General features: G+C 35.2%; 25 protein-coding genes. 5 read left to right on the forward strand and 20 right to left on the reverse strand.

The genetic code is table 11. The annotated features are described in order from the left end of the window. Positions 1 to 279: 279 nt before the first annotated feature. From ABWO41_RS02885 to trmB, 5 genes are all read right to left on the reverse strand, one after another. Complete coding sequence (locus tag ABWO41_RS02885) at positions 280 to 1,266, reverse strand: pyruvate dehydrogenase complex E1 component subunit beta (protein WP_353133150.1); 987 nt, start codon at positions 1,264 to 1,266, stop codon at positions 280 to 282. A gap of 212 nt (positions 1,267 to 1,478) precedes the next feature. After that, positions 1,479 to 3,179, reverse strand: a complete 1,701-nt coding sequence (locus tag ABWO41_RS02890) for a S41 family peptidase (protein WP_353133153.1) — start codon at positions 3,177 to 3,179, stop codon at positions 1,479 to 1,481. A 32-nt stretch (positions 3,180 to 3,211) separates the two neighbouring features. Continuing rightward, the gene (locus ABWO41_RS02895; protein WP_353133156.1) at positions 3,212 to 3,994 is read right to left on the reverse strand and encodes a TerC family protein; all 783 of its coding nucleotides are present in this window, start codon (positions 3,992 to 3,994) and stop codon (positions 3,212 to 3,214) included. 71 nt (positions 3,995 to 4,065) lie between these two features. Beyond that, positions 4,066 to 4,632 (reverse strand): DNA-3-methyladenine glycosylase I, encoded by a 567-nt coding sequence (locus tag ABWO41_RS02900; RefSeq protein WP_353133159.1) that lies wholly within the window; start codon positions 4,630 to 4,632, stop codon positions 4,066 to 4,068. Between the two features lie 23 nt (positions 4,633 to 4,655). Continuing rightward, complete coding sequence (trmB, locus tag ABWO41_RS02905; RefSeq protein WP_353133162.1) at positions 4,656 to 5,306, reverse strand: tRNA (guanosine(46)-N7)-methyltransferase TrmB; 651 nt, start codon at positions 5,304 to 5,306, stop codon at positions 4,656 to 4,658. Positions 5,307 to 5,358: 52 nt separating this feature from the next. Here trmB and ABWO41_RS02910 point away from each other — a divergent pair, with 52 nt between their 5' ends. Next, entirely contained in the window at positions 5,359 to 7,386 is a 2,028-nt protein-coding gene (locus ABWO41_RS02910; RefSeq protein WP_353133165.1) for a site-specific recombinase, read from the forward strand. Between the two features lie 5 nt (positions 7,387 to 7,391). After that, complete coding sequence (fcl, locus tag ABWO41_RS02915; RefSeq protein ID WP_353133168.1) at positions 7,392 to 8,327, forward strand: GDP-L-fucose synthase; 936 nt, start codon at positions 7,392 to 7,394, stop codon at positions 8,325 to 8,327. A 123-nt stretch (positions 8,328 to 8,450) separates the two neighbouring features. Here fcl and ABWO41_RS02920 read toward each other — a convergent pair whose 3' ends face one another. From ABWO41_RS02920 to ABWO41_RS02970, 11 genes are all read right to left on the reverse strand, one after another. Then, positions 8,451 to 8,894: a hypothetical protein gene (locus ABWO41_RS02920; protein ID WP_353133171.1), complete on the reverse strand. Its 444-nt coding sequence runs from the start codon at positions 8,892 to 8,894 to the stop codon at positions 8,451 to 8,453. Continuing rightward, positions 8,891 to 9,226, reverse strand: coding sequence for a phage holin family protein (locus ABWO41_RS02925; protein WP_353133174.1), 336 nt, complete (start codon positions 9,224 to 9,226; stop codon positions 8,891 to 8,893). Before ABWO41_RS02925 ends, ABWO41_RS02920 begins: the two co-directional genes overlap by 4 nt. A gap of 46 nt (positions 9,227 to 9,272) precedes the next feature. After that, positions 9,273 to 9,539, reverse strand: a complete 267-nt coding sequence (locus tag ABWO41_RS02930; RefSeq protein ID WP_353133177.1) for a YtxH domain-containing protein — start codon at positions 9,537 to 9,539, stop codon at positions 9,273 to 9,275. 92 nt (positions 9,540 to 9,631) lie between these two features. Beyond that, on the reverse strand, positions 9,632 to 10,645 hold the full coding sequence (locus ABWO41_RS02935) for an AI-2E family transporter (RefSeq protein ID WP_353133180.1): 1,014 nt from the start codon (positions 10,643 to 10,645) through the stop codon (positions 9,632 to 9,634). A 68-nt stretch (positions 10,646 to 10,713) separates the two neighbouring features. After that, a complete protein-coding gene (locus ABWO41_RS02940; protein ID WP_353133183.1) occupies positions 10,714 to 11,610 on the reverse strand; it encodes a putative outer membrane beta-barrel protein in 897 nt (298 codons plus the stop codon). A 195-nt stretch (positions 11,611 to 11,805) separates the two neighbouring features. Further along, positions 11,806 to 13,224, reverse strand: a complete 1,419-nt coding sequence (locus ABWO41_RS02945) for a sigma-54-dependent transcriptional regulator (RefSeq protein WP_353133186.1) — start codon at positions 13,222 to 13,224, stop codon at positions 11,806 to 11,808. 178 nt (positions 13,225 to 13,402) lie between these two features. Beyond that, on the reverse strand, positions 13,403 to 14,173 hold the full coding sequence (locus tag ABWO41_RS02950; protein ID WP_353133189.1) for a DUF3575 domain-containing protein: 771 nt from the start codon (positions 14,171 to 14,173) through the stop codon (positions 13,403 to 13,405). A gap of 76 nt (positions 14,174 to 14,249) precedes the next feature. Then, positions 14,250 to 14,810 (reverse strand): HPP family protein, encoded by a 561-nt coding sequence (locus tag ABWO41_RS02955; protein WP_353133192.1) that lies wholly within the window; start codon positions 14,808 to 14,810, stop codon positions 14,250 to 14,252. 3 nt (positions 14,811 to 14,813) lie between these two features. After that, positions 14,814 to 15,788, reverse strand: coding sequence for an MlaD family protein (locus ABWO41_RS02960; RefSeq protein ID WP_353133195.1), 975 nt, complete (start codon positions 15,786 to 15,788; stop codon positions 14,814 to 14,816). Positions 15,789 to 15,791: 3 nt separating this feature from the next. Next, positions 15,792 to 16,565 (reverse strand): ABC transporter ATP-binding protein, encoded by a 774-nt coding sequence (locus tag ABWO41_RS02965; RefSeq protein WP_353133197.1) that lies wholly within the window; start codon positions 16,563 to 16,565, stop codon positions 15,792 to 15,794. Further along, a complete protein-coding gene (locus ABWO41_RS02970) occupies positions 16,565 to 17,269 on the reverse strand; it encodes an MlaE family ABC transporter permease (protein ID WP_353133221.1) in 705 nt (234 codons plus the stop codon). Before ABWO41_RS02970 ends, ABWO41_RS02965 begins: the two co-directional genes overlap by 1 nt. A gap of 299 nt (positions 17,270 to 17,568) precedes the next feature. Here ABWO41_RS02970 and ABWO41_RS02975 point away from each other — a divergent pair, with 299 nt between their 5' ends. After that, positions 17,569 to 19,242 (forward strand): glutamine--tRNA ligase/YqeY domain fusion protein, encoded by a 1,674-nt coding sequence (locus ABWO41_RS02975; protein WP_353133200.1) that lies wholly within the window; start codon positions 17,569 to 17,571, stop codon positions 19,240 to 19,242. Positions 19,243 to 19,282: 40 nt separating this feature from the next. Here the strand turns inward: ABWO41_RS02975 and recG are convergent, their stop codons facing one another. From recG to ABWO41_RS02995, 4 genes are all read right to left on the reverse strand, one after another. Then, the gene (gene recG / locus ABWO41_RS02980; RefSeq protein WP_353133203.1) at positions 19,283 to 21,382 is read right to left on the reverse strand and encodes an ATP-dependent DNA helicase RecG; all 2,100 of its coding nucleotides are present in this window, start codon (positions 21,380 to 21,382) and stop codon (positions 19,283 to 19,285) included. Positions 21,383 to 21,392: 10 nt separating this feature from the next. Then, entirely contained in the window at positions 21,393 to 21,776 is a 384-nt protein-coding gene (locus ABWO41_RS02985; RefSeq protein ID WP_353133206.1) for a RidA family protein, read from the reverse strand. 9 nt (positions 21,777 to 21,785) lie between these two features. Next, positions 21,786 to 21,926, reverse strand: a complete 141-nt coding sequence (locus tag ABWO41_RS02990) for a DUF6728 family protein (RefSeq protein ID WP_353133209.1) — start codon at positions 21,924 to 21,926, stop codon at positions 21,786 to 21,788. Positions 21,927 to 22,006: 80 nt separating this feature from the next. Further along, positions 22,007 to 23,329 carry an OmpA family protein gene (locus ABWO41_RS02995; protein WP_353133212.1) on the reverse strand — a complete coding sequence of 441 codons (1,323 nt, stop codon included), beginning with the start codon at positions 23,327 to 23,329 and terminating at the stop codon, positions 22,007 to 22,009. A 158-nt stretch (positions 23,330 to 23,487) separates the two neighbouring features. On the opposite strand from ABWO41_RS02995, the gene ABWO41_RS03000 reads away from it, so the two are divergent. Together ABWO41_RS03000 and ABWO41_RS03005 are read left to right on the forward strand one after the other, a co-directional pair. Further along, positions 23,488 to 24,777 (forward strand): aminopeptidase P family protein, encoded by a 1,290-nt coding sequence (locus ABWO41_RS03000; RefSeq protein WP_353133215.1) that lies wholly within the window; start codon positions 23,488 to 23,490, stop codon positions 24,775 to 24,777. A gap of 54 nt (positions 24,778 to 24,831) precedes the next feature. Continuing rightward, a partial coding sequence (locus ABWO41_RS03005) for a glycosyltransferase family 32 protein (protein ID WP_353133218.1) occupies positions 24,832 to 25,380 on the forward strand: 549 nt, incomplete at its 3' end.

Raw genomic sequence — 25,380 nt, forward strand, 5'->3', positions numbered from 1 at the left:
ATTATTAAATCCGGCGCAGAGACTTCTTGTACATGGAATGACCTACAAAATAAAACAGATTATTATAAAGTAAGTGATTACAATCACTCTCCCTGGTAAGTGTTTTAGCAGAAGTAAAAAGAGGACTTCTTTGAGAAGAATTGCATTACTGGCTACAATAAATTAGGCACTATAATATCATAATTTAACTTATGAATGATCCATTTCAGAACAAAAAGGCACATAATAAAAAAGGTTTGAGAAACTCCCAAACCTTTTCTGTATATAAAATAATCGTATTTATTTCTTAACGTACATTACTTCTTTAACCGCTTTAACAATACGTTCTGCATTAGGTAAGCTTGCTGCTATTAAAGTTGGAGCATAAGGAAGAGGTACATCTGCGCAGGTTACCCTTAATACCGGAGCATCTAAATAATCAAATGCATTTTTTTGTACATGGAAAGCAATTTCAGAAGAAATAGAAGCCAACGGCCACGCTTCTTCTACCACTACCAGTCTATTTGTTTTCTTAACAGAAGTTAAGATCGTTGCAAAATCTATAGGTCTTACAGTTCTTAAATCAATAAGCTCTACACTAATTCCTTCTTTTTCCAAAGCTTCTACCGCTGGTTGTACTGCTCTCGACATCATTTTACCAAAAGATACAATGGTTACGTCTTTACCTTCCTGAACAACTTTGGCTTTTCCTAGTTCAATATAGTATTCTTCTTCAGGAACTTCAGCCTTATCTCCGTACATTAATTCGGATTCCATAAAAATTACCGGATCCGGATCAATTATTGAAGATTTTAAAAGGCCTTTTGCATCGTAAGGGTTTGAAGGCACTACCACTTTCAATCCCGGGCAGTTAGCATACCAGTTTTCAAAATTTTGAGAGTGCTGTGCTCCCAATTGCCCCGCATTACCAGTTGGTCCACGAAAAACTGCCGGAACAGAAAATTGTCCGCCTGACATAGATAACATTTTAGCTGCACCGTTTATAATCTGATCAATAGCAACTAAGGAGAAGTTAAATGTCATAAATTCTACAATTGGGCGTAACCCATTCATTGCAGCACCAACAGCAATACCAGCGAAGCCTAACTCTGCGATTGGCGTGTCAATAATCCTTTTGGGACCAAATTCGTCAAGCATTCCTTGACTTACTTTATAAGCACCATTATATTCAGCTACTTCTTCACCCATTAAGAAGATCTTGTCGTCTTTACGCATTTCTTCGTTCATTGCTTCACGAAGCGCTTCTCTGAATTGTATTACTCTCATTTCTATGTCTTAAACTTATTTTAAGGGAACTGCGCAAATATAAATAATGTTGCTCTAAATACAATCGATATTCTTGGATTTATAAGAGTTATCTGTCACGAGTTACCAGTTTTGAGTTATCCATTGGCACATCTGGTTTGACTTATCAGATAACTTTCCTGAAATCACTGAATGTCTTGGTAAACCAAAAACTGAAACTGACAACTAGGTAGCTAATCTGCCTTTGCTGTAACAGGGCCTGGCTTACCTATTGTTTTATAACCTCCTTCTCCCCTTAAGACAGATGCATACAAAGTTTTATTCTTCAAAACTTCATAAGCTTTTTTAAGTTCCTGATCGTACTGAAAGCCTTGTACTATTCGACCTTTTTCAAAATAATATCTTTGTATTATTTCAGCCTCGAGCACACGCTTAATTTCGGGCTTATAAGTAGTCAAATCTTTGGCTTTTATATTCTTCAACTTTTCTTCAAGCACACTAATTTCTGCTTTTATGTCTTCCAGTCGTTTATCCTCAGATGCTTCTTTCACAAAATCTTTCAGCATCAATTCTGAAGGTGTTTGATAACTAACGTCTTTATTTTTTAAAAAATTCAGGAAGCTATTGTAATCTGTTTCAGACAAGGCAAATGTTTTGGGTTCTGCTGCAACTGCATGGACGTTCCGGTACTGATTGGCAAAATCGAAAAACAAATATTTCGTTAGAAGAGTTTGAGTTATTTGATGATACTTATAAGGATCCACAAAAAAATCAGGATAGATTCCACTTCCGTCATACACAGATCTTCCTACCTTAGTTTTATATTCTGTAATTAATGAGTCGGCGACTTTCTCTACCGATCCATCTTCCAAACGGTGTGTATAATCCAAAGATTGGATACATCTTCCGGAAGGTGTATAATATTTAGCTACAGTAACTTTCACCAAGGTATTGTAAGGTAAGTTGAAGGTTTGCTGCACCAGACCTTTCCCAAAACTCCTTTGTCCAATCACCACAGCCCGGTCTAAATCCTGTAAAGATCCTGCTACAATTTCGGAAGCTGAAGCAGAACGCCCATTAATGAGAATTATTAACGGAATTTCGGTATCTAACGGATTGGCAAAAGTTTTGTATGTTATTTTTTTACTTGGGTCTCTGCCTATCTGCGAAACAACTTCAACATCTTTTCCCACAAAAAAATTAACAATCTTAACCGCTTCCTGTAATATCCCCCCGCCGTTAAAACGTAAATCCAAAATTAAACCAGACGGGTTATTCTTCTTTAAGGTCAAAAAAGCTTCTTTCACTTCCTGTGCAGAGTTTTCCAGGAATTTATCTAGTTTGATGTATGCTACCTGATTATCTAGCATGGCAGAATAAGTTACGTTTGGTTGTTTAATTTCTGCTCTCTTAATTTGCTTTTCTATAATCTTGTCTCCACGCATTAGCTTAATAAAAACAGGGGTATCCTTGGCCCCTTTAAGCAGAAGACTAACCTCTTCGTTATTTTTTCCTTTGAGTTCCTGATTATTTATAGAAACGAGCTGGTCGCCAGCTCTAATATCATTTAGCTGTGCAGGATATCCTTCGAAAACATCAGCGATATATACTTTTCCATTTCTATGCAATATTCCGGCTCCAATACCGCCATATTGAGTACTTACGTACTTCATTTTGTAATCTTCAATTTCAGATTCGGCAACAAATTCGGTATAAGGGTCTAGTTCATTTAACATAGCTCCAATGCCCGTTTTCATTAACTTGGATGGGTCTACATCATCGACATAATTCATGTTTAGCTCCTTGTAAACAGAAACAAAAATGTCTATGTTTTTAGAAATCTGGAACAAATCGGCTTTAAAGGAATAGATTCCAATTACCATCAAAAAGACGGAAATATATAATATTGCTTTCTTTGCTTTTAACATCTTCATAACCTATCCCTTTTGTAAATTAACTTTATAAGCTACAACTTTGTCTCCTGCGGATTTTTCAGCTGAACCGGTTCGCTCTTTCCTTTTTTTGACCTTAGATTTAATACTTCTACCAAAACAGAGAAAGCCATAGCAAAATAAATATAACCTTTTGGTATGTGCTGGTCAAAACCTTCGGCTAAAAGTGACACTCCGATTAATAAAAGGAATGATAGGGCGAGCATCTTAACAGTCGGATGCCTGTTAACAAAATCGGAAATAGCAGCAGCAGAAGCCATCATGACTATTACAGCAATTATCACAGCAGCTATCATTACCCCAAGTCTGTCTGCCATACCTACAGCCGTAATTACAGAATCTAAAGAGAAAACGATATCTAAAAGTAATATCTGAAAAATAACCTGTGAAAAGGAATATACTTTTTTGATTTCCTGATTATGCTCAGACCCTTCCAATTTGTCGTGAATTTCTGATGTGCTTTTGTAAATTAAGAATATACCTCCCAAAATAAGAATCAGGTCTCTTCCCGAAATGGCAAGCTTCGCTAACAAAACTTCGCTATCGGCACCAATAAATTCACCGATATTAAATAAAGGGGCGGTAAGCGACATAATCCATTTTAACGACAGTAATAAAAGTACCCGTGTTATTAATGCCAGTGCCAATCCTAAAGTTCTGGCTCTTTTTTGTTGCTCGATAGGCAGTTTACCTGCTAAGATTGAAATAAATACAATATTATCTATTCCCAGGACTATCTCTAATACCGTTAAAGTCAAAAGAGAGATCCAAATTTCCGGATTTGCTATCCATTCCATAGTTTCTTTTTTTAAACGCCTAAAATATCAAATTGTTAAATAAATTTTAGGCCAAAAAAGCTTTATGGATATTATTTTTTAAAATCGCAGTCTGCTAAATGATCATTAACCATTCCCGTTGCTTGCATATGCGCATAACAGATGGTAGTTCCAAAGAATTTAAAGCCTCTCTTTTTCATGTCTTTTGCTATAGCATCTGAAATTTCTGTACGGGCAGGAATCTCACTCATGCTTCTTCTGTGGTTGATAATAGGCTTTCCTTCAGGCATAAAAGAGTACAGATATTTATCAAAGGAACCGAATTCTTTTTGCACCTGTAGAAATAATCTGGCGTTACTTACGGCTGAAACAACTTTCAAGCGATTTCTTATAATTCCCGGATCCTGCAGAATTCTTTCTATATCTTCTGCTGTAAACGCAGCTACTTTATCAGCATCAAAATCTGCAAATAAGCGCCTATAATTTTCTCTCTTTCTTAATATAGTAATCCAACTCAAACCCGCCTGTGCCGCTTCAAGAATCAGAAATTCAAACAATATCCTATCATCATGCACTTCTTTTCCCCATTCTTTATCATGGTATTCGGTATATAAAGGGTCTGTTCCGCACCAGGGACATCTGGTTGTATTTTTGCTCATGTAAAATTGAATATTGTTTAAATTTAAGAAAAAGTAAACCTAACGTAATTGATATTTTTCCCTTTCTGCAAATAAATACGCTCGTAATGTGTTTTTATAGAGAGAATTTCGTCGTTTGGATGTGTTTTATAAATGTCTGCAGATTGTTCCTGAATATTAAACTGACCTTCTGCTACCTTTTCTAAAGTATATTCAAAAAACCCGTCATTATCAGTTTTCAAATGCATAATTCCCGGTTCTTTCAATATGGTTTTGTATTTCTCTAAAAAAGCAGGATTTGTTAATCGCTTTCTTTCCAAAGGGCTTTGCGCTTGAGGATCTGGAAAAGTAATCCATATTTCGTCTACTTCACCCTTTTCAAAATAATCTAAAATATTCTGAATCTGAATTCGTAAAAAACCAACATTTTCTAATCCTTCATCCAATGCCATTTTTGCACCAACCCAAATTCTGTTTCCTTTATAATCTATGCCTAAAAAGTTTTTATCAGGATATTTTCTACCCAAATTCACGCTGTATTCACCTTTACCACAGGCTAATTCTAATATTAAAGGTTTTTCATTTTTAAAGAACTCTTGTTTCCATTTACCCTTATAGGGTTTACCTTCGTCCAGCTGTGCTACGTTCCTGAATGTACCTATTTCTGCAAATCTCTGTAATTTTCTTTTGGCCACGATTTTAAAATTTTGTCAAAAATAAAAGATTCAATCCTTATATTACAACCAAATGATATCTCGTTTTAATAACATATTAGATCAGCTAGTCGAATTTAAGAAGTCTGTTTCCTCTGAACAGTTAATAGAACTGATAAAAATTATCAGACCTTATGACTTTAAAAACGGCGACAAGGCAAAAGAACGCTTGTTAGAGCTCACCAATTTATTAAAATCGAACCCTGTTTATCAAAGCGCTTTTTCCCGATATATCATCTCGCTATTAAAATCTAAAAATCAGATAAGGCTTTTTTCGGAGTTGGGGATTTCTCCTCATACCGATTTTTTTGGAGAATTAAGACGCAGATTTAACGCTAAGATTTTACCTCCTGCAATAGATAAATCTGAGTTAACTGATTTGCTACAGGAAGTTTTTCATAATAAAAATGATCATTATTGGGTAAACGGTATTGATGCCAAAGTTTGGCAAGAGCTCTTTTCACTGATTGAACTACCGAAATCACTGGATTTAATTCTGCCGGATTTATTCTATATGCCTATTATTAATTCGGTACATATTCTTACAAACCGAATAACCTCTTTAGGTCTGGAGCCCGAAATTTCTACAAGAATGCCCCATGTAGAAAAATATCATAGTGACTTTTTAGCTTTAAGTTCTGAAATGCACACCTTTCTCAGTGCTCACCAGCAAGATCAAAAAACAGAGGCAAGTGAGTCTTTAAAACAGGTAAGGGTATTACTTACTCAGTGTTTAAATAGTATCGACCGGATTAGAAAGAGTCAAAAAAGCAGAGGAACATCTATTACTCAGGTATATTTATTATTAAGAATAACTCAAAGTATACAAAGGCTTCAGCAGCTTTTAAACTTCCTGGACCCAAAGAACGATGATAGTGAAAAACAGCTAAGCTATAGTGTACAGTTATTTAAAAAACTGGTGTATGCCGAAAACATGAGCAAAGGGGTAAGAGCTCATATAAAAGAAAATACTGATTTACTGGCATACCAAATTATCGAACACACTTCATCGGTTGGAAAAAAATATATTGCAGTAACAAAAAAAGAATATTTCAGCGCTGTATGGGCAGCAATGAAAGGTGGTTTCATTATAGTTATAGCTGTATTAATAAAAGCCTATATTGGTAATTTTAAGAGCCTGCCGCTTATTCCTGCTACATTTTTATATGGTTTAAACTATGCAGCAGCATTTGTTATGATTTATCTTACTCATTCATCGTTAGCAACTAAACAGCCTTCAATGACTGCTTCCTATATTGCCAATGCATTGTCGGGGAATGGTAAAGGGGGAATACACGTTAATGATGCTGCCGATACTATTATACGAATGTTTAGGAGTCAATTTGCTTCTATTATTGGGAACCTTATTGTCGTTGTTCCCTTATCTTTCCTTTTTGCTTATGGCTATTTTCATTTTACAGGGGAGTATTTTTTTAGTAGACAATATGCTATAACGGCTATGGAAGATAATAATCCATTCGAAAGTTTAATGATTATCTACGCCGCCATTGCCGGTTTTTTCCTTTTTCTTTCTGGACTTATAACGGGCTATTATGAGAACAAAATCATCACACATCAAATCCCCAAACGAATAAGAGAACATAAATATTTAAGTAAAAAGCTCGGCCAAAGAAGATTAAATACTTTTGCCGCTTTTGTTGAAAAAAACACAGGCAACTTAGCAGGGAATATTGTTTTGGGTTTTTTATTAGGCTCTGCAAATTCTATAGGAAAATTAACAGGATTGCCTTTTGATATTCGCCATATTACTATTTCTGCCGGTAATTATGGCTTAAGCAGTTATACATTACTAGACAAGCCAATAGTTGATCTTATGGTTTATTCTGCAATAGGTGTTCTGTTAGTTGGTGCTATTAACATTACGGTAAGTTTTGCCTTAACAATGATTGTCGCTATTAAATCTTTGAGAGTAGATTACAGCCGTTCGGGAGAACTTGTTCAGGCGGTTTTGGCACATTTTGTCTTTAGTACCCGCGATTTCTTTTATCCTCCGAAAGAAAAAAAGAATAGTAACTTTGAGGGTCAAAAAAATATTGAATAAACGTTTTGGAAAAATCGGCTAAAATATATGTTGCAGGACATAACGGAATGGTGGGTTCTGCAATTTTTAGAAAATTAAAAGCAGAAGGGTTCACCAATATAGTAACCAAATCTTCTAAAGAGTTAGATCTAAGGAACGAACAAGCTGTTCGTCAGTTTTTTAATGAAGAAAAACCAGAATATGTCTTTTTGGCTGCTGCAAAAGTAGGAGGAATTGTTGCGAATAATACATACAGGGCCGAATTTTTGTATGACAATTTACAGATACAGAATAATGTGATTCATAGTTCTTACCTGAATGATGTTAAAAAGTTGATGTTTTTAGGTTCCAGCTGTATATATCCTAAGATGGCCCCTCAGCCTTTAAAAGAAGAATATTTATTAACAGGCCTATTGGAAGAAACTAACGAACCTTATGCAATTGCTAAAATTGCCGGAATAAAAATGTGTGATGCATACCGTAGTCAATATGGTTGTAATTATATTTCGGTAATGCCGACCAACCTCTACGGTTATAATGATAATTATCATCCGAAAAATTCGCATGTATTACCTGCACTCATTAGAAGATTTCATGAAGCAAAAGTAACTAATGCAAAAGAGGTGGTTATTTGGGGGACAGGCGAACCTATGAGAGAATTTTTATTTGCGGATGATTTAGCGAGCGCATGCTTTTACTTGATGCAAAACTATAATGAACCAAACCTGATTAACATAGGGACAGGAAAAGATATTACTATTAAAGACCTGGCCTATTTAATTAAAGAGATTATAGGATACGAAGGAGAAATTAAATTCGACACCTCTAAACCAGACGGTACGCCAAGGAAATTAATGGACGTAAGCAAACTTCATAGTAAAGGCTGGAAACATACAATTGAATTGCAAGAAGGAATTAAATTAGCATACAAAGATTTCCTTGAAAAATATGCTGACAAGTAAGTAACAAAAATATACTTAAAACAAAGGCCGCAAAACAAATAGAGAAACTATCTTTTTGCGGCTTTTGTTTGGCACCCCCTGCAACATCCACATCATTTACCGATTATTTATTTAAAACCGACACTAATATGTTTCGCTATCGGGAGGAATACCATAATCTACAGCTTCTTTCCTTCTTTTGGGAAGAATTTTTCCAACCCAATCAGAAACTTTATCTACAACACCCATCAATTTATCTTGATTAAATATTGCCGGATTAATAGCTTTTTGAGAAAGAATTGTAAGTATAGATTTTAAAACAGCCCCTTTACCTCTTAATAAAGTTTTATTTAACAAAAAGGGTATCGAAACTCGCGCCAAAGCGGTAGCCCAATCTGCATGAATATTATCATTATTTTTTAGTAATCCCGTTATTTTTTTAATAAAGGTAAAAGGAGATTTTAGAGATGCTTTAAAGCTTTCCTTTTTATCCTTAAAATAAAGCTCCTGTTCTGCTTTTTTCAGTCTTAGCAATTCTATTTCGGCCTGTAGCTGCTGCAGATTTTTTATTCGTTGAGTAGTTTTCATTCAACCTCCTCCTTTTTAAAAATCTTTTTAATAATGCCATTGACGATTGACTTTTCTATATACTTGTCTTTCGTCAGGAAAACTATTAATGCTACTAAAAAATAAAAGAGTCCGACAACAAAAAATCCTCCGTAAGAATTCCCTATAAGTTCAGAGATATAAAAACCTAATGCTATACTTATGAACAAAAATGCTATTACTAAGAAAAAAACTACGATAATCGTGGTAATAATATCTGCAAAAACAGATGATCCTTTTTCTATAAGTACTAATTTGCTTAACTTAATTCTTGTATCTATATATTCTTTTATTTTTTCCAATAGTTCTTCCATAGCATAATATATTCAAAGGATTAACTGATTTTGCCTGCCGGAATAATTAAACTCCGGTCATATCTTCTTCTAATTCCGCCTCAGTCTGTTTAACTTTTGTTCGAATATTGTTTACAATTTTATCTTTTAAACCAGAAAGATTATCAATTTCTTCGGCTGCTTTTTCTCTGATGCTATCTCCAAGATTTTTCAAAGAATCTGACAATTTATCTCTTGTATCAGAACCTTTTTCTGGGGCGAATAATAATCCTAATGCAGCTCCGGCAGCTAAACCTGCTAATAGAGCGATGGCTGTTTTAGTGTTCTCAGTCATAATATTTAAAATTTAATCTTAATAATATTCTTTCCTTAGTAAAAGAAAATACCTTGCCAAGTTTCTGATAACAATCAAAAAAAATAAAAAATCTAGATGATTTTACTTTCAGCTTTAATATCTTCTTCATAGATGTCTATTAAATGCATAAACCATAATAGTAGAAGTGGTCCAAAGACAATTCCTACAAATCCAAACAAAGGAATTCCTATTACTACACCAATAACTGTAATTATAGGGTGGGTATCTGCCATACGCTTATTAATAATAAACCGAATTACATTATCTATATTGATCAAAACTAGCAATGTAAACAAAACAATAAACATGGCGTTGGAATGATCTCCATTTAAATATAAAATAATGGCAGCCGGCAGCGTCACTAATGGAGCTCCAATGACTGGCATAAACGACAGGAATATACTGATTATTCCCCAAAAAAGAGCATCATTTATCCCTGCAATAAAAAAAGCAAGACTAACTAACGAACCTTGTATAATAGCAATCAGCCCTTGCCCTAAGACATTGGAATAAGTTGTATTTTTTAATTCTTCTCCAAATTGCTTAGCATGATATTCTCTTAATGGTGCATATTTAATTAGTACAGATTCGAATTTATCCATTTGTACAAACATGAAATATAGAACAAAGTACATCAGTACAACACCTAAAAAGACGTCAAAAGCGCCTCCTAAAAATGAAGGAAAAAGTTCCTGGACTATATTGGTAAGTTTGTCCAGATATTTATCCAGAAACTTGGGTTGATTAAGTTGGATTCCCATAAAATCATCTAATCTATACAGGATAGCTTTCAGCTGGAAGTTATCCGATCTTAATTCAATAATCTTATTCATTATCATATACCCTAAGGCAAAAAACGGGATAATAATAATGATAAAGGAAATAAGAATAATCAAGGAAGCAGACAACGAATTTGGTAGTTTTTTATTAAGAAACAGATAGACGGGTTTAAATAATGTATAAATAACAATTGCGCCTAAAAAAGAAGTAATATACCCCCTTAGGCTAAACAAAATGAGGCACGCCAATAAAATAAGGGCAATAAGCACTAAAATATTCCGCTGCTTAAATGAAAAAACTGACATCGCAATTATATAAAACAAAAAAGCTCCGAATTTAGATTCGGAGCTTTAATATAAACAAAGTTTATTTATTACTTAGCTTGAGGTACGATTAATGGACAACCAGCTCCGTCTACTTTAGTTCCAGAAGGAGTGTTTGGACATTTATCAAACTGATCAGCAACACCATCACCATCAGTATCTTTTTTCAAATTCTCAACTTGGCCTTCTACTGCAGATGTACGAGATTTTAATTGCTCAACATCATTTCTTAAAGCTGGATCTTTTAGCTCATCATATAATGTAGATACCGCATTGTTCCACTGTAAGCTTGGTTTTGATTTAGCACCTAAAGTGAACTCTAAACCTGCGTAACCGTAAGACCATCTATCTTTATTAGCAGAACCATTTAACCAACCTGTTGTTCCTTCGATGTTATCTGCATCTAGGAAGTTAGCATCGTAACCTAAATTTAAAGCTACAACTTGTCCTAATCTGATGTTAACACCAGCACCTACCGGAATAAATAATTCTGATCTGTCTCCAGCTGCATCACCTGGATCATAACCGGTTAAACCAGCACCTGCCTGTACGAAGAATCCTAAAGAATTTTGTTTTTTAAGGAAAGAGATTGTTCCTACATTAACCACACCCTTTAAAGACGCTGCATAGTTTAAATCTGTAGAGAAAGAAGCTGTACCTGCACTATTAGAAGCAGATAACTCACCTCTATGAGCATCTAATTTTAATGCGAAAGAAGGCGCCAATTGTTTTTTAATGAATAAACCATAACCAAGGTTTGAATCCCATTCGCTATAATCATTGGTTCCAAAAGGAATAATTGGAGTAACTACACCTGCATTAACTCCTATTGACCAAGTTCTGTACTGTTTTGCTCCTCCAAAAACTTTAGTAGTTTCTTGAGCTTGTGCAAACAAAGTAGCTACAGACAATGCTGATGCTACCGCTAATGTTCTTTTTAAGTTCATTTTTATCATTTAGTTCAATTGTTAAAATACGTTTGTATTTGTTAACGTTCTACAAACGCTATACCAAAGTTCAAATTCGGTACAATGTTAATAAAATTACTTTAATTTAAATATTATAATTTTTTTTTACTCTTCTTTTTTACTGTTTTAAAACAAAAAAGTTTCTTAAGAGATTTGCTACTTTCTAATTTTTATTTATTCTAAACTGATAGCTTTCATTTTATTATACAATGTCTTACGATCAATCTTTAATAATTTAGCCGCTTTTGTCTTATTAAAGTTTACTTCTTTCAGTACTTTAAGTATTGTTTCGTATTCTGCTTCCAACGCTGCATTCTTTAAATCGAGCTTTTTTTCTTTTACTGCGACATTTGAGGAATTTTCTACACCATTTTCCAAAGCTGCCAACTTAATATAGGTTGAGATTTCTAAGGGTAATGCTTTTTCTGCTACATAATCTCCTTCTGTTAATAAAACTGCTCTACGTACTACGTTTTTAAGTTCGCGAACGTTTCCCGGCCACGAGTATGTCAAAAAGCATTCCTCTACCTCTTTACTAAACCCCTTAACATCTTTGCTAAGCTCCTGGTTTGCCAAATCAAGAAAATATTGGGCAAATATTAAGATATCTTTTCCTCTTTCTCTTAAAGGGGGTAAATAAATACCGAATTCGTTAAATCTATGATATAAATCTTCTCTAAATCTGCCTCTGGAGATAGCTTCTACCAAGTTTTCATTTGTAGCCACAATCAAACGCACATCAAGCTCTATCTCCTTAGTAGAGCCAATCCTTTTTACTCTACGCTCCTGCACAGTTCGTAATAACGAAGCCTGAATTTCATAAGAGAGATTCCCTACTTCATCTAAAAATAAGGTTCCTCCATTCGCCATTTCAAAATGACCTATTTTGGTAAACAATGCTCCGGTAAAAGATCCTTTTTCATGTCCAAAAAATTCCGAACCTGCCAATTCCTTTGTTAGGGAGCCACAATCCATCGCAATAAACGGTTTGTCTTTTCTATTGCTTTTTTGATGTATACTTTTTGCTACAGATTCTTTTCCTGTACCACTTTCGCCAATAAGAATAACGCTATAATTTGTTGGAGCAACCAATTCTATCTGCCGCATAAGGTCTTTTGCCGCGGTACTTTGTCCTATTACATAATCGTCCAGAATTTGGACATTTTTCTTTTCCTGTCTTGTTTCGGAAATTGGCTGAGACCTGCTTTCTTCTAACTCTGCATTTAAAACCTGCTGAGTTTCTATTGCCTTATTAACAGTATTAAGAATTTCATCAGGGTAAAGAGGTTTTGTGATATAATCATAAGCCCCCATCTTTATAAGTTCTACAGCTAACTTAATATCAGAATAGCCTGTAATGATGATTACTCCGGTACGGGGGTATTGATGTTTTATCTTTTTTAGGACTTCTCTACCATCCGTATCCTCCAATCTGAAATCACACATAACCAGGTTAAAATATTCTTTAGATAGAATCTCAAATGCAGATGCACCCGTAGATGCTGTCTTTACTTCAAAGCCATTCTTTCCTAAGAACTTTGATAGCAATAACCCTATATTGACCTCATCATCAACTATTAAGATTTTTTTCATCAGTACAAGTTTTCTGAGGTGTAAATATAGCCATAATTAGCTAGCCGTAAAATAAAATACTTTATTGTCAAGTATCTTTATTAATCCAAATTCGGGAACCTGGTAGATGTACAAAAAACAATCATAAAAAAACCTTGATGTTGAAACATCAAGGTTTTTTAATTACTGTATGTCTTATTTAGAAACGAAATCCTAAATTTATACCACCTCTAAGACCTGCCCATGGGCCAGAAAATTTAATTTTTGCTCCAGTACTGGAGGTTTCTCCTTCTATTTTAACAAAAGGTATATCAGAATCGGCCAAGTCTTGAATAGCATCATCTAAAGCCTGTCTTTTATCGGGGTCACTTAAATCTCCCGTTCCTGTTATAGTTCCATCAACAGAACCTGCATTTGGACCAATGATAAACCAATCTAAATAGATTCTTTTACTTAACTTCCATTGTGCTCCGAATAATAAACCACCTGTCATGGTTTTTACATCTCCCTTAAGTAATATATTTTCTTTTTTGGTCGCCCCATTCTCTTCATATTCATATTCGTAAGGCCAATCAAGTGAGTAAACAGAATATCTCCCAAATGGGGCTATATAAAAACCTCTAAATACGTCTTTACCGAAATAGAATTTAATTTCTGGTGTTATTGAATAGCTACCCATTTTTAAATTTCTTAAATGAGCATTCGTTTCCTCATCGTCAATTAAGCTTTCTATTCTACTTAGCATTGGCAATTTTCCTTTGGGCATGTGCCTGTACCCAATGCCTACAGCTATTTTTTTCCCAATAGCCCTTTCATAGATACCTGAATAAGTATTTAATGGTAATGCTGTTAAATTTAGCTTTACCATATTTTTACCGCGAAATGCAGAAACAGAGTCCTGCTTACTTCCGGCCTTTGCAAAGGTCATTGTTAAAGCGGCAATAATTGTTAAAAGTAATTTTTTGTTCATACTATTTAGAATTAATTCTCCAAAATTAGTCCTAATAGTTAAACTATAAAATACCACTTATTGGGTATTTTATTAATCAGTTTCTTTTGTATGATTTATACGGATAATTTCTATTTTTAGGTATGTTATTTACAATAATTGCTACGATGCAGAGAACAAGCACTCCGCTTAATACAGGCGAGAACGCGTAAATAAAACCTAATTCTTTAATTTTAGGTGTCCCTATATTAGCTATTAAGGCTGTCGCACCTCCTGGCGGGTGCATTGTTTTTGTTATCTGCATGGCTACTATGGCCAGAGACACAGAAAGAGCAGACGACAGCCAAACTGTATCAGGAATAAGTTTATAACAACAAACACCTATAATGGCTGAGAAAAAATGGCCAAAAATAAGATTCCTCGGTTGGGCAAGCGGGCTATTGGCTGCTCCGAAAACTAAAACTGCCGACGCCCCGAAGGAACCTATTAAAAAGATATTCTCTAATTCCGAAAAATAGAAACTTTGTACAAAACCTATAATTCCTATCCCTAAAAATGCTCCGACAAATGTCCATAGGTGATCTTCCGGATCTACAATGGTTTGTCTATATACTACGTATTTTGTTAATCTGTAAGTTCTTTTTATTTGCTTCTTCAAAATCTATTTCGCTGCCTCTTCTTTCGCCTTTTTCTTAAAATACCCTCTAAACAAGAAATTACTTTGTAATGCCTTTAAATTTTCATCAAGTTTTTGACTGCTGGTTTCCAAATTCCCAACCACTGTTTTTAATTGTTCTGCAGTCTTTTCATCATTCAGAAGTAGTCCTAATGCATTGTCATTGTTGTTTAACTGTGCAGAAGCTTTGTTTAAATTTTCTGTCGCAGTAGCTGCAGATTGTGCCATTTTTTGAAATTCTGCTACAGAGCTTTCCATTTTTTTGAACATCACTGTATCTGCCATTATTTTATTTACAAAGCCTTCATCGTTATTAAGCTTATTACTAAACCTGCTTAATTCATTAGCCATTTTATTGGCAGACTCTGTAGTATTATTCAAATTCACTACCATAGCTTTAAAATTTGCTGCAATCTGGTCATCGGTTAACAAAGCTCCTACAGTACCTTTTCCTTCTACCAGATTTTTTGCTAAAACTTTAAAGTCTGTGGTGATATCTACTAAATTTTTATTATTTGTCTGTAGAGTCTTCATAATATCGTCGGTAGATAAAGTTTTATTCACTTGAAGCTGATCGCCATCTTCAACAAAAGGAAACTTAACGCTACCTCCGTCAATCACTACAATTTTATTACCTATTAAACCGTCAGAACTTATACTGGCCTTTGCATCTCTATGAATGTACTGATGAGCAGATTCATCTATGCTTAAAAAAACCTGTACCTGAGATGTTCCATAAAACTGGATTTTTTTTATCGTCCCAATTTTCACTCCCGAGAACCAAACATTGTTTCCTGTTTTTAAACCCTGTATATCATCAAAAACTACGTTTAGTTCAAAAGTCTTCACAAATGTTTTCTTTTGCCCCCCTAGTGTAAAAACACCCAAAAGAAAGATTGCAAGACCCAGAAAAATAAAAAGCCCTACGGTTATTCCTCTTTTTTTATCGGTATTCTCCATATATTATTGAATAAAATTATAGTCATAAAATGATTTCACTCTTTCGTCCTTTGTGTCAAAAACTTCTTCAAAAGTTCCTGTTCTTTTAAACTGTCCGTCCAAAAGAATAGTCACCCTGTCTCCAACCTGTTTAGCACAGGTTAAATCGTGAGTAATTACGATTGAACTGGTATGGTATCGTTCCTGGACCTCATTAATAAGATTATTAATCTCGTCGCAGGTTATAGGATCCAAACCTGCTGTAGGTTCATCGTAAAGCATAATTTTTGGTTGTAATATTAACGTTCTGGCAATGCCAATTCTTTTACGTTGACCTCCTGAAAGTTCCGATGGCATCTGATTAATTGTCTGACTTAAGCTAACAGCATCTAAAACACTTTCAACAGCATGGTCTACCTCTGCCTTTGTCAGGTTCTTTTTATTTCTAACCAAAGGAAATTCCAGATTTTGGCGCACCGTCATACTATCATAAAGCGCACTATTCTGAAATGAGAAACCTATATTTAATCTTAATTCGCGAAGTTCCTTCTGAGAAATCTGGCTCATTTCATGTCCCAATACATTTACTGTTCCTGAATCCTGAGTAAGTAATCCCGATATTATTTTTATAAGAACAGATTTTCCCGTTCCAGACTTTCCTAACACTACCAGATTCTCGCCATCATAAAGATCCAGGTTTACGCCTTTCAGAACCTGATAATCTCCAAAAGATTTGTGCAAGTCTCTTATCGCGATTACAGGCGAACTTTTATCTATATGTTTTATTGCTTTCTTCATTAGGTTCTAAACATAAATGTTATTTGAGTTCCTACTATTTCTTCTAAAAACACTAAAAACATTCCAATTACAACTGATGAATTTGCCGCTTTACCTACTCCCTCTGTACCTTTTGATGAATTATACCCCTGATAACAGCCAACAATTCCTATTGTAAAACCAAAAACAATAGCTTTAATTGTTGATGAAAATATGTCCAGGAAACTTATGGACTCGAAAGCTGACTGAATAAAAGCCTGATAGCTTGTATTTTCAAACGTAGTTACATTCAAAAAAGCCCCTAACATTCCAACTAGTCCGGTATAGAACGTTAAAATCGGGATGGTTATGGTTGTGGCCAGCGTTCTGGTAACTACCAAGAATTTAAACGGATTAGTCCCAGAAACCTCCATCGCATCAATCTGTTCTGTTACTTTCATAGAACCCAGTTCGGCCCCAATATTAGATCCCACTTTTCCGGCAGTAATCAACGCTGTTAACAAAGGTGCCAAAGATCTTATAATAGCAATAGCAACCAGAGACGGTAGCCATGATGTAGCCCCAAATTCAGCTAACGATGGCCGGGACTGCTTTGTAAAAACTATGCCGGTAATAAAGCCTGTCAATGTTATTAATCCTAAGGATCTGTATCCCAAAAGGTAACACTGACGCATTATTTCTTTCCATTCCACTGGTGCTGAAAAAGCCTCCTTAAAAAAACGCATTATAAACTTGTGTACAAGATATAATTCGTAAAAGATATTATTTAGCTTTTGCCTGAATCGTGACTGAGGTTTTTCCAAATTAAATCGTTTAAATTTTCCAATTTCTGTTGCAAAAGAAGTCATTCTTAAGCAAGATTTTAAAATTTAATCACTGCAAAAATATCAATATATTAACATTTTGCTCGTTTATTACGATTTTTAACAAAAAAATAACAATGTTGTTTGAAATAAAATATGCCTTCGCCCTATTTATAAAACATATCTAAGCTTTTGTTATTTTTGTAGGATATTTTGTAAAAATGTCCGAAGAAAGATCACTTAATTTCATTGAAGAGATTATAGAAGAAGATATCCACGCAGGAAAACACGATGGTAGAGTGTTAACCCGTTTTCCTCCTGAACCAAATGGCTATTTGCATATTGGCCATGCAAAGTCTATCTGCCTGAATTTTGGCTTAGCAAAAAAATATAACGGTGCTACCAATTTACGGTTTGACGACACTAATCCGGTTACAGAAGATACCGAATATGTAGATAGCATTAAAGAAGATGTCAACTGGTTAGGTTTCCAATGGGCTAACGAACTTTATACATCTGATTACTTCGATCAGCTATATAGTTTCGCAATCATTTTAATAAAAAAAGGGTTGGCCTATGTTGATGATTCAACAGCAGAGGAAATCGCCCAGGGGAAAGGAACACCTACACAACCTGGCACCCCCAATAAATATAGAGCCCGTAACGTTGAAGAAAATCTCCAACTCTTTGAGGAGATGAAAAACGGAAAATATGCTGATGGAGAAAAAGTACTGAGAGCCAGAATTGATCTGGCCAGTCCAAATATGCACATGAGAGATCCGATTATTTATCGGATCAGACATGTGCATCATCACAGAACAGGAAATAAATGGTGCATCTATCCGATGTACGATTTCGCTCATGGCCAATCTGACGCGATTGAGAAAATAACTCATTCTATATGCACACTGGAATTTATTCCTCATAGAGAACTATATAACTGGCTGATAGAACAACTGGAAATTTTCCCATCAAGACAGTATGAGTTTGCGCGTTTAAATATGAGCTACACTGTTATGAGCAAGAGAAAGCTCATGCAACTGGTAAATAATAATTTTGTTGCCGGCTGGGACGACCCCAGAATGCCAACTATCAGTGGTTTAAGAAGAAGAGGATTTACCCCTGCTTCTATCAGAAATTTCTGTGACCGTATTGGTGTAGCAAAAAGAGAAAATATTATAGATTTCAGTCTACTGGAATTTTTTATCCGGGAGGATCTTAACAAAACTTCCTGGAGAAGAATGGCTGTTTTAGACCCCATTAAATTGGTTATTACCAATTATCCTGAAAATGAAATTGAATGGCTGGATGGAGAAAACAATCCGGAAGTTGATGGAGGAGAGGGTTCCAGAAAAGTGCCATTTAGCAGAGAACTTTGGATCGAAAGAGAAGATTTTATGGAAGAACCACCAAAGAAATTCTTCAGACTGGGTCCTGGTCTAATGTGCCGCTTAAAATTCGCGTATATCGTTAGATGCGATAATTTTGTTAAAGACGCGGATGGCAATGTTACAGAAATCCATTGTACATATTTTCCCGATTCAAAATCAGGAAACGATACATCTGGTTTAAAAGCTAAGGGAACCATGCATTGGGTAAACGTAGCACATGCCAAAACTGCGGAAGTTAGGCTTTACGACAGATTGTTTAAAGTTGAACAACCAGATGCTGAAGAGGGCGATTTTAAAGATTATATTAATCCGGAAAGTTTAGTTGTTGTTAAAAATGCCTACATAGAACCAGATCTGGCAAATGCTAAACAACAACTGGAAGAATTTCCAGACAGACGCTATCAGTTTATAAGAAAAGGTTACTTCTGTATAGATAAAGAGTCTACAAAAGATCATTTAATCTTTAACAGAACCGTAACATTAAAAGATGGGTGGTCTAAATAGATAAAGGACTAAAGCTTGCCGCAAGGCAGGCTTTTTTGTTTTAGGATATTTTGTCGAAAGTAATTCCTGTATTGTGTTTTTTAAAATAGTTTCTTAGCATTTGGTGTTCAGGTTTTTCCAGCTCCGGATCTGACTCCATAATTTCAAGCACTGTATTTCTGGCTTCCTGAAGTATATTCTGATCATGAGTTAAATCTGCCAGCTTTAAATCTAAAACACCACTTTGTTGGGTCCCCTCGATATCCCCCGGACCTCGTAACTGTAAATCTACTTCAGATATTTCGAAACCGTCATTAGTCTTCACCATAGTATCCAATCGTACTTTCCCTTCTTTACTCAATTTATCTTTCGACATGAGGATACAAAAAGATTGCTCAGATCCCCTGCCAACTCTACCTCGTAATTGGTGCAGCTGTGACAAACCAAAACGTTCGGCATTTTCTATAATCATTACAGATGCATTGGGTACATTTACCCCAACTTCAATTACAGTTGTAGCTACCATAATTTGTGTCTGTCCTTTAATAAACCGTTGCATTTCGAACTCTTTATCCTCTGGCTTAAGCTGTCCATGGACAATACTTATTTTATACTGCGGTAAAGGAAATTCTCTCGATAAGACTTCAATACCATCCTGCAAATTCTTAAGGTCAAGCTTGGCACTTTCCTGAATTAATGGATATACTACATAAACCTGTCGTCCCTTTGCTATTTCTCTACGCATAAAACCAAACATTCTTAACCTTTGATTTTCATAAAGATGTATAGTCTGTATTGGCTTTCGTCCGGCAGGCAACTCATTAATAACAGACACATCCAAATCGCCGTATAAAGACATGGCAAGTGTACGTGGTATAGGCGTGGCCGTCATCACCAACACATGTGGAGGTATTGGATTTTTCCGCCACAATTTCGCTCGCTGCTCAACACCAAAGCGGTGTTGCTCATCTATTACGGCTAAACCTAAATGCTTAAACACAACAGTATCCTCTATTAAGGCATGCGTACCCACCAATATATCCAAAGTACCGTTCTCTAAATCTTCCAGAATTTTCTTCCGATCTTTCCTTTTCGTAGAACCGGTTAATAAAGCAACCTTTACAAAATCGTCTTGTAACATATCCCGGATAGATGCATAATGTTGGGTCGCCAGAATTTCTGTTGGAGCCATCATGCATGCCTGAAAACCATTATCAATTGCCAGAAGCATACTCATTAGAGCAACAACAGTTTTACCTGAGCCAACATCCCCCTGCACCAGTCTGTTCATCTGGATTCCTTTTTGCGTATCGATCCTGATTTCTCTTAATACTTTTTTTTGAGCTCCGGTAAGCTGAAAAGGTAGAAGATTCTCATAAAAATGATTGAACTTTTCCCCAACAATCGAAAAAACACTTCCTTTAAATTTTAGTGAACGAAGGTGTTTTATCTTCAGCAGTTTTAATTGGATAAAGAAAAGTTCCTCAAACTTTAATGTTGCCTGAGAACGAGATAAAATAGCTGTACTGGCAGGAAAATGAATCTGCATTAATGCTTCTTTTCGTGGTAGCAGCTTATATTTATTCAAGATATATTGTGGAAGTACTTCCTCTATTTCAATCGCGATTACATCCAACAAATTGGACATTATTTTCTGAAGACCTTTGGAATCTAAAGCAAACTGTTTCAGTTTTTCTGTGGAAGAATATACTGGCTGCAGGGAAAGATTTCCTCGTTCTTTGGTATCTCTGGAAAATAAATCCATCTCAGGATGGGCAATTTGGAGTTTACCATTGAAAAATGTTGGTTTGCCAAACACAACATAAAGCTGATTCAACTTCAATGTCCTTTCTACCCATCTAAGTCCTTTAAACCAAACAAGCTCCAATTCTCCCGTATCATCAATTACCCTGGCGACCAATCTTTTAGCCTGTTTTTCTCCGATAATTTCAAATGACTTTAACCGTACTAAAATCTGGACTAAAGGGAAGTCCTGATAAATCTCATTAATTTTGTAATACCTGGTTTTATCTATATATCTGAAAGGGTAATAATGCAGAAGGTCTTGATATATAAATATACCAAGCTCTTTTTTTAATACTTCTGCCCTCTGCGGGCCAACGCCTTTTAGGTATTCTATGGGAGTATTAAAAATTTGCACACCAATATTTTTAGCTGTGTTTTATAGCTACAACAGAAATTTCTACGTTAACATTTTTTGGTAAAGTCCTTACAGCTACAGTTTCTCTTGCTGGGAAATCTGATGTAAAGCATTTCCCGTAAAGTTCATTTACCTTTGCAAAATGGTCCATATCACTCAAAAATATTGAGGTTTTAACCACATTTGAAAAATCCATTTTTGCAGCAGCCAAAACAGCCTTTAGATTTGTTAAGACTTGCACTGTTTCTGCCTCTAAATTATGGTCAACAATTTTATTAGTCTCGGGGTTAATGGCAATCTGACCAGATACATATAAAGTATCGTTTACTAAAACAGCCTGACTGTAAGGACCTATGGGCTCTGGTGCGTTAGATGTATAAATAACTTTCTTCATAACTATATTTCAATGTAGAACAAACCAATCTAAAATCTTATAAATAAGTCCCAAGATAAACATAATGATTGCAATTCTATTTATCCAGTGCATCACTTTTAAATTAAAACTTATTGGCCGATTAGGGTCTTTTTTCCTAAAAAAGTACATATAGCAAATTTATAAAATTAAAAAAGGAGTTCCGATTAATCGGAACTCCTTTTTCTTTATCGTATTCTTTCTAAGAAAGATTATTGGTTTCTGAACTCAACACGACGGTTTTTGATACGTCCTTCTTCAGTTGCGTTAGAAGCAATCGGACGGCTCTCTCCGTAACCTTTGATTGCAACTCTCTTAGCATCAACACCAGAGTTTACTAAGTAAGTTTTTACAGAGTTTGCTCTATCAATAGATAATTGCATGTTGTAAGCATCAGTACCTTCTGCAGAAGCGTGACCATCTAATTGAATAGATTTAGACTTGTCTGCTCTCAACATTGAAGAAACTTTATCTAAAGTTGGGTAAGAAGAAGTTCTTAATACTGAAGAGTTGAACTCGAATTGGATGTTTTCTGCAACTGTATTATTATCAGAAGCTGGACAACCATTCAATTCTGGAGTACCTTTTTCTGTTGGACAATCATCTTTCCAATCTGGCACACCGTCACCGTCAGTATCTAACTCACAACCAGAACCATCAACTTTAGCACCTGCTGGAGTATTTGGACATTTGTCTAAGTGATCTGCAACACCGTCACCATCAGAATCTTTTTTCAAGTTCTCAACTGATGATTCAACATTTGTTAGACGACCTTTTAAAGCCTCAACCTCTTGACGCAAAGCTGGGTCTTTTAACTCATCGTACAACAAAGCAACTGGATTAGACCATTGTAGGCTTGGTTTTGATTTAGCACCTAAAGTGAATTCTAAACCTGCATATCCGTAAGACCATTTGTCTTTGTTAGAAGAACCATTTAACCAACCTCCATCTAAGTTATCTGCATCCAAGAAATTAGCATCGTAACCTAAATTTAAAGCTACAACTTCACCTAATTTAATGTTAGCACCAACACCTACAGGTATGAATAACTCTTTTCTTGAACCTGTGTTGTTAGATGGATTGCTGTTTAAATCGTACCCCGTTAAACCAGCACCCGCTTGTACGAAGAAACCTAAAGATTTCTCTCTTTTTAAGAAAGATACAGTTCCAACATTAACCACACCTTTTAAAGCTACTGCATAGTTAAGATCTGTATCGAACGCATTTCCTGCTTTATCAGCACCTGATAATTGACCTCTGTGAGCATCCAATTTTAAAGCAAAAGATGGGGCTAATTGTTTTTTGATGAACAATCCGTATCCTAAGTTTGATTCCCACTCACTATAATCATTTGTACCGAAAGGAATAATTGGAGACAATACGCCTGCATTAACACCTATAGACCATGTTCTATATTGCTTTGCTCCCCCAAATACCTTCGCAGAAGAAGTAGATGTCTCTTGTGCGTTGGCTGCTACAGCGAAAGCAGTGGCTAGCGATAAAGCTACTGTTTTCTTCATTGTAGAATAATTCATAATCATTTTTTAAAGGTTAAACAATTTTAATTGTAAATTTTGTCAAAAATATATTTTAAGTTTGACATGAGCAAATAATCAAATTTCATTCCAAAAATTTATTTTCACATTTTTTTTATAAAAAAGTTTTTTCGGGCCTTGTTTTGTAATTTAGTAACATGAAATACGAAGCGCTAAACTCAGAACTATTCATTATAAACCGAGCCAAGTTTGCTAATAAACTTAAACCCAATAGCATAGCTGTATTTAATTCTAATGATGAGTTTCCAAGAAGCGGCGATCAAAGCTTCAATTTTAAACAAAATCCTGATTTTTTTTATTTAACCGGAATAGATCAGGAGCAATCTATTTTAATCATTTTTCCAGATTCGCCAAACTCATTATATAAAGAAGTCCTGTTTTTAAGACAGACGAATGAGCATATTGCAATCTGGGAGGGCCACAAATACACTAAAGAAGAAGCGAAAAAGGTTTCGGGAATACAGCACATCTACTGGCTGGATGATTTTTGGAATATTTTCCCCTCTCTTATACATTATGCAGAAAATGTTTATCTGAATACCAATGAAAATGACAGATATGCCCATACAGTTCCTTATAGGGATATTAGATTTATAGAAGAAATCCGTTCAAAGTATCCTCTACATAAATTAGAGAGAGCTTCTGTAATCATGAGAGAGCTGAGACCTGTAAAGTCTGATCTGGAGGTTGCCTACATCAAACGGGCTTGCCAGATCACAAGGGATGCTTTCATCAGGGTATTGAAATTTGTAAAACCTAATGTTTCAGAATATGAGATCGAAGCTGAAATTATCCATGAATTTATCAGGCAACGGGCAACAGGACATGCTTATCCACCAATAATTGCCTCTGGACGAAATGCCTGTATCCTTCATTACAATGATAATAATCAGCTGTGTAAAGACAGCGAAGTTATTCTTTTTGATTTTGGTGCCGAATATGCGAATTACAATGCTGACCTTAGCAGGTCTATACCTGTAAATGGCCGATTTACAAAACGTCAAAAAGATGTTTATAATGCAGTGTTACAGGTAATGAAAGAGGCGAGAAAAATGTTGGTTGCGGGAACTATCTGGAATGAATATCAGGAAGAAGTGGGTAAAATAATGTCTTTCGAATTGATAAAATTAGGTTTATTAGACAAACATGATGTAGCGAAGCAAAATCCGGACATGCCGTTATATAAAAAATATTTTATGCATGGCAATTCGCACCATTTAGGTTTAGATGTACATGATGTAAGTAACAGATACGAACCATTTAAGCCCGGTAACATCTTAACCAACGAACCAGGTATATATATTCTGGAAGAAAATCTTGGAATAAGACTAGAAAATAATATATTGATTACCACAAATGGAAATATAGATTTGATGGCAGATATCCCATTAGAAGCAGAGGAGATTGAGGAGATTATGAATAGTTAATATTATAGCTATCTCCAACAAACAGAAATCAAACTAAAGGCACCAGCGAATTATATGGCAATACCTAAAATTATTTATCAAACCTTTAAATCTACCGATTTACCGCTATTAACCAGATGGCATATATATAGATTCCGTAGAAAAAACAAAGACTATAAATATGAATTCTATGATGATGAAAGAGTAGACGATTTTATTAGAACAGAATATGGTGAAGAAATTTATGCTCTTTATAAGCGCATAAATATTGGAGCAGCAAAGGCTGATTTTTTTAGATATGCTATTTTGTTAAAACATGGAGGAGTCTATTTGGATATCGACAGCGATATTAAGGTCTCACTTTCTAAGATTATCCTACCTGAAGATAATGCGATATTATCAATGGAAAAAAATCCTAACCTCTATGTGCAATGGGCATTAATTTACGAACCTCAACATCCTTTTCTTAAACGCACCTTCGAAAAGGTATTAGAAAATCTCTCTTCAAATAAATTCCCCCACGATGTTCATAAAATGACTGGTCCAACGGTTTATACCGAAGCAGTTCACGAATGTCTTGCAGAAAACCCGGATATACCGTATAGACTATTAGGTACGGATTAT

This window comes from Pseudopedobacter sp. (assembly GCF_040392825.1).
In the GTDB taxonomy this organism is placed as follows: Bacteria; Bacteroidota; Bacteroidia; order Sphingobacteriales; family Sphingobacteriaceae; genus Pseudopedobacter.

What these genes read in the sequence shown, in the direction of transcription:
- ABWO41_RS02910 (WP_353133165.1), top strand. Translation starts at nt 5,359, where the DNA reads ATGATATCTCGTTTTAATAACATATTAGATCAGCTAGTCGAATTTAAG.
- ABWO41_RS02965 (WP_353133197.1), bottom strand. Translation starts at nt 16,565, where the DNA reads ATGAAGAAAGCAATAAAACATATAGATAAAAGTTCGCCTGTAATCGCG.
- ABWO41_RS02895 (WP_353133156.1), bottom strand. Translation starts at nt 3,994, where the DNA reads ATGGAATGGATAGCAAATCCGGAAATTTGGATCTCTCTTTTGACTTTA.
- ABWO41_RS02970 (WP_353133221.1), bottom strand. Translation starts at nt 17,269, where the DNA reads ATGCGTTTTTTTAAGGAGGCTTTTTCAGCACCAGTGGAATGGAAAGAA.
- ABWO41_RS02985 (WP_353133206.1), bottom strand. Translation starts at nt 21,776, where the DNA reads ATGAAGAAAGTTATTTATACATCTAACGCACCAGAGCCCATAGGTCCT.
- ABWO41_RS02890 (WP_353133153.1), bottom strand. Translation starts at nt 3,179, where the DNA reads ATGAAGATGTTAAAAGCAAAGAAAGCAATATTATATATTTCCGTCTTT.
- ABWO41_RS02960 (WP_353133195.1), bottom strand. Translation starts at nt 15,788, where the DNA reads ATGGAGAATACCGATAAAAAAAGAGGAATAACCGTAGGGCTTTTTATT.
- ABWO41_RS02945 (WP_353133186.1), bottom strand. Translation starts at nt 13,224, where the DNA reads ATGAAAAAAATCTTAATAGTTGATGATGAGGTCAATATAGGGTTATTG.
- ABWO41_RS02995 (WP_353133212.1), bottom strand. Translation starts at nt 23,329, where the DNA reads ATGAATTATTCTACAATGAAGAAAACAGTAGCTTTATCGCTAGCCACT.
- ABWO41_RS02925 (WP_353133174.1), bottom strand. Translation starts at nt 9,226, where the DNA reads ATGGAAGAACTATTGGAAAAAATAAAAGAATATATAGATACAAGAATT.
- ABWO41_RS02920 (WP_353133171.1), bottom strand. Translation starts at nt 8,894, where the DNA reads ATGAAAACTACTCAACGAATAAAAAATCTGCAGCAGCTACAGGCCGAA.
- ABWO41_RS02975 (WP_353133200.1), top strand. Translation starts at nt 17,569, where the DNA reads ATGTCCGAAGAAAGATCACTTAATTTCATTGAAGAGATTATAGAAGAA.
- ABWO41_RS02990 (WP_353133209.1), bottom strand. Translation starts at nt 21,926, where the DNA reads ATGTACTTTTTTAGGAAAAAAGACCCTAATCGGCCAATAAGTTTTAAT.
- ABWO41_RS02900 (WP_353133159.1), bottom strand. Translation starts at nt 4,632, where the DNA reads ATGAGCAAAAATACAACCAGATGTCCCTGGTGCGGAACAGACCCTTTA.
- ABWO41_RS02950 (WP_353133189.1), bottom strand. Translation starts at nt 14,173, where the DNA reads ATGAACAAAAAATTACTTTTAACAATTATTGCCGCTTTAACAATGACC.
- ABWO41_RS02935 (WP_353133180.1), bottom strand. Translation starts at nt 10,645, where the DNA reads ATGTCAGTTTTTTCATTTAAGCAGCGGAATATTTTAGTGCTTATTGCC.
- ABWO41_RS02885 (WP_353133150.1), bottom strand. Translation starts at nt 1,266, where the DNA reads ATGAGAGTAATACAATTCAGAGAAGCGCTTCGTGAAGCAATGAACGAA.
- ABWO41_RS03000 (WP_353133215.1), top strand. Translation starts at nt 23,488, where the DNA reads ATGAAATACGAAGCGCTAAACTCAGAACTATTCATTATAAACCGAGCC.
- ABWO41_RS02930 (WP_353133177.1), bottom strand. Translation starts at nt 9,539, where the DNA reads ATGACTGAGAACACTAAAACAGCCATCGCTCTATTAGCAGGTTTAGCT.
- ABWO41_RS02940 (WP_353133183.1), bottom strand. Translation starts at nt 11,610, where the DNA reads ATGAACTTAAAAAGAACATTAGCGGTAGCATCAGCATTGTCTGTAGCT.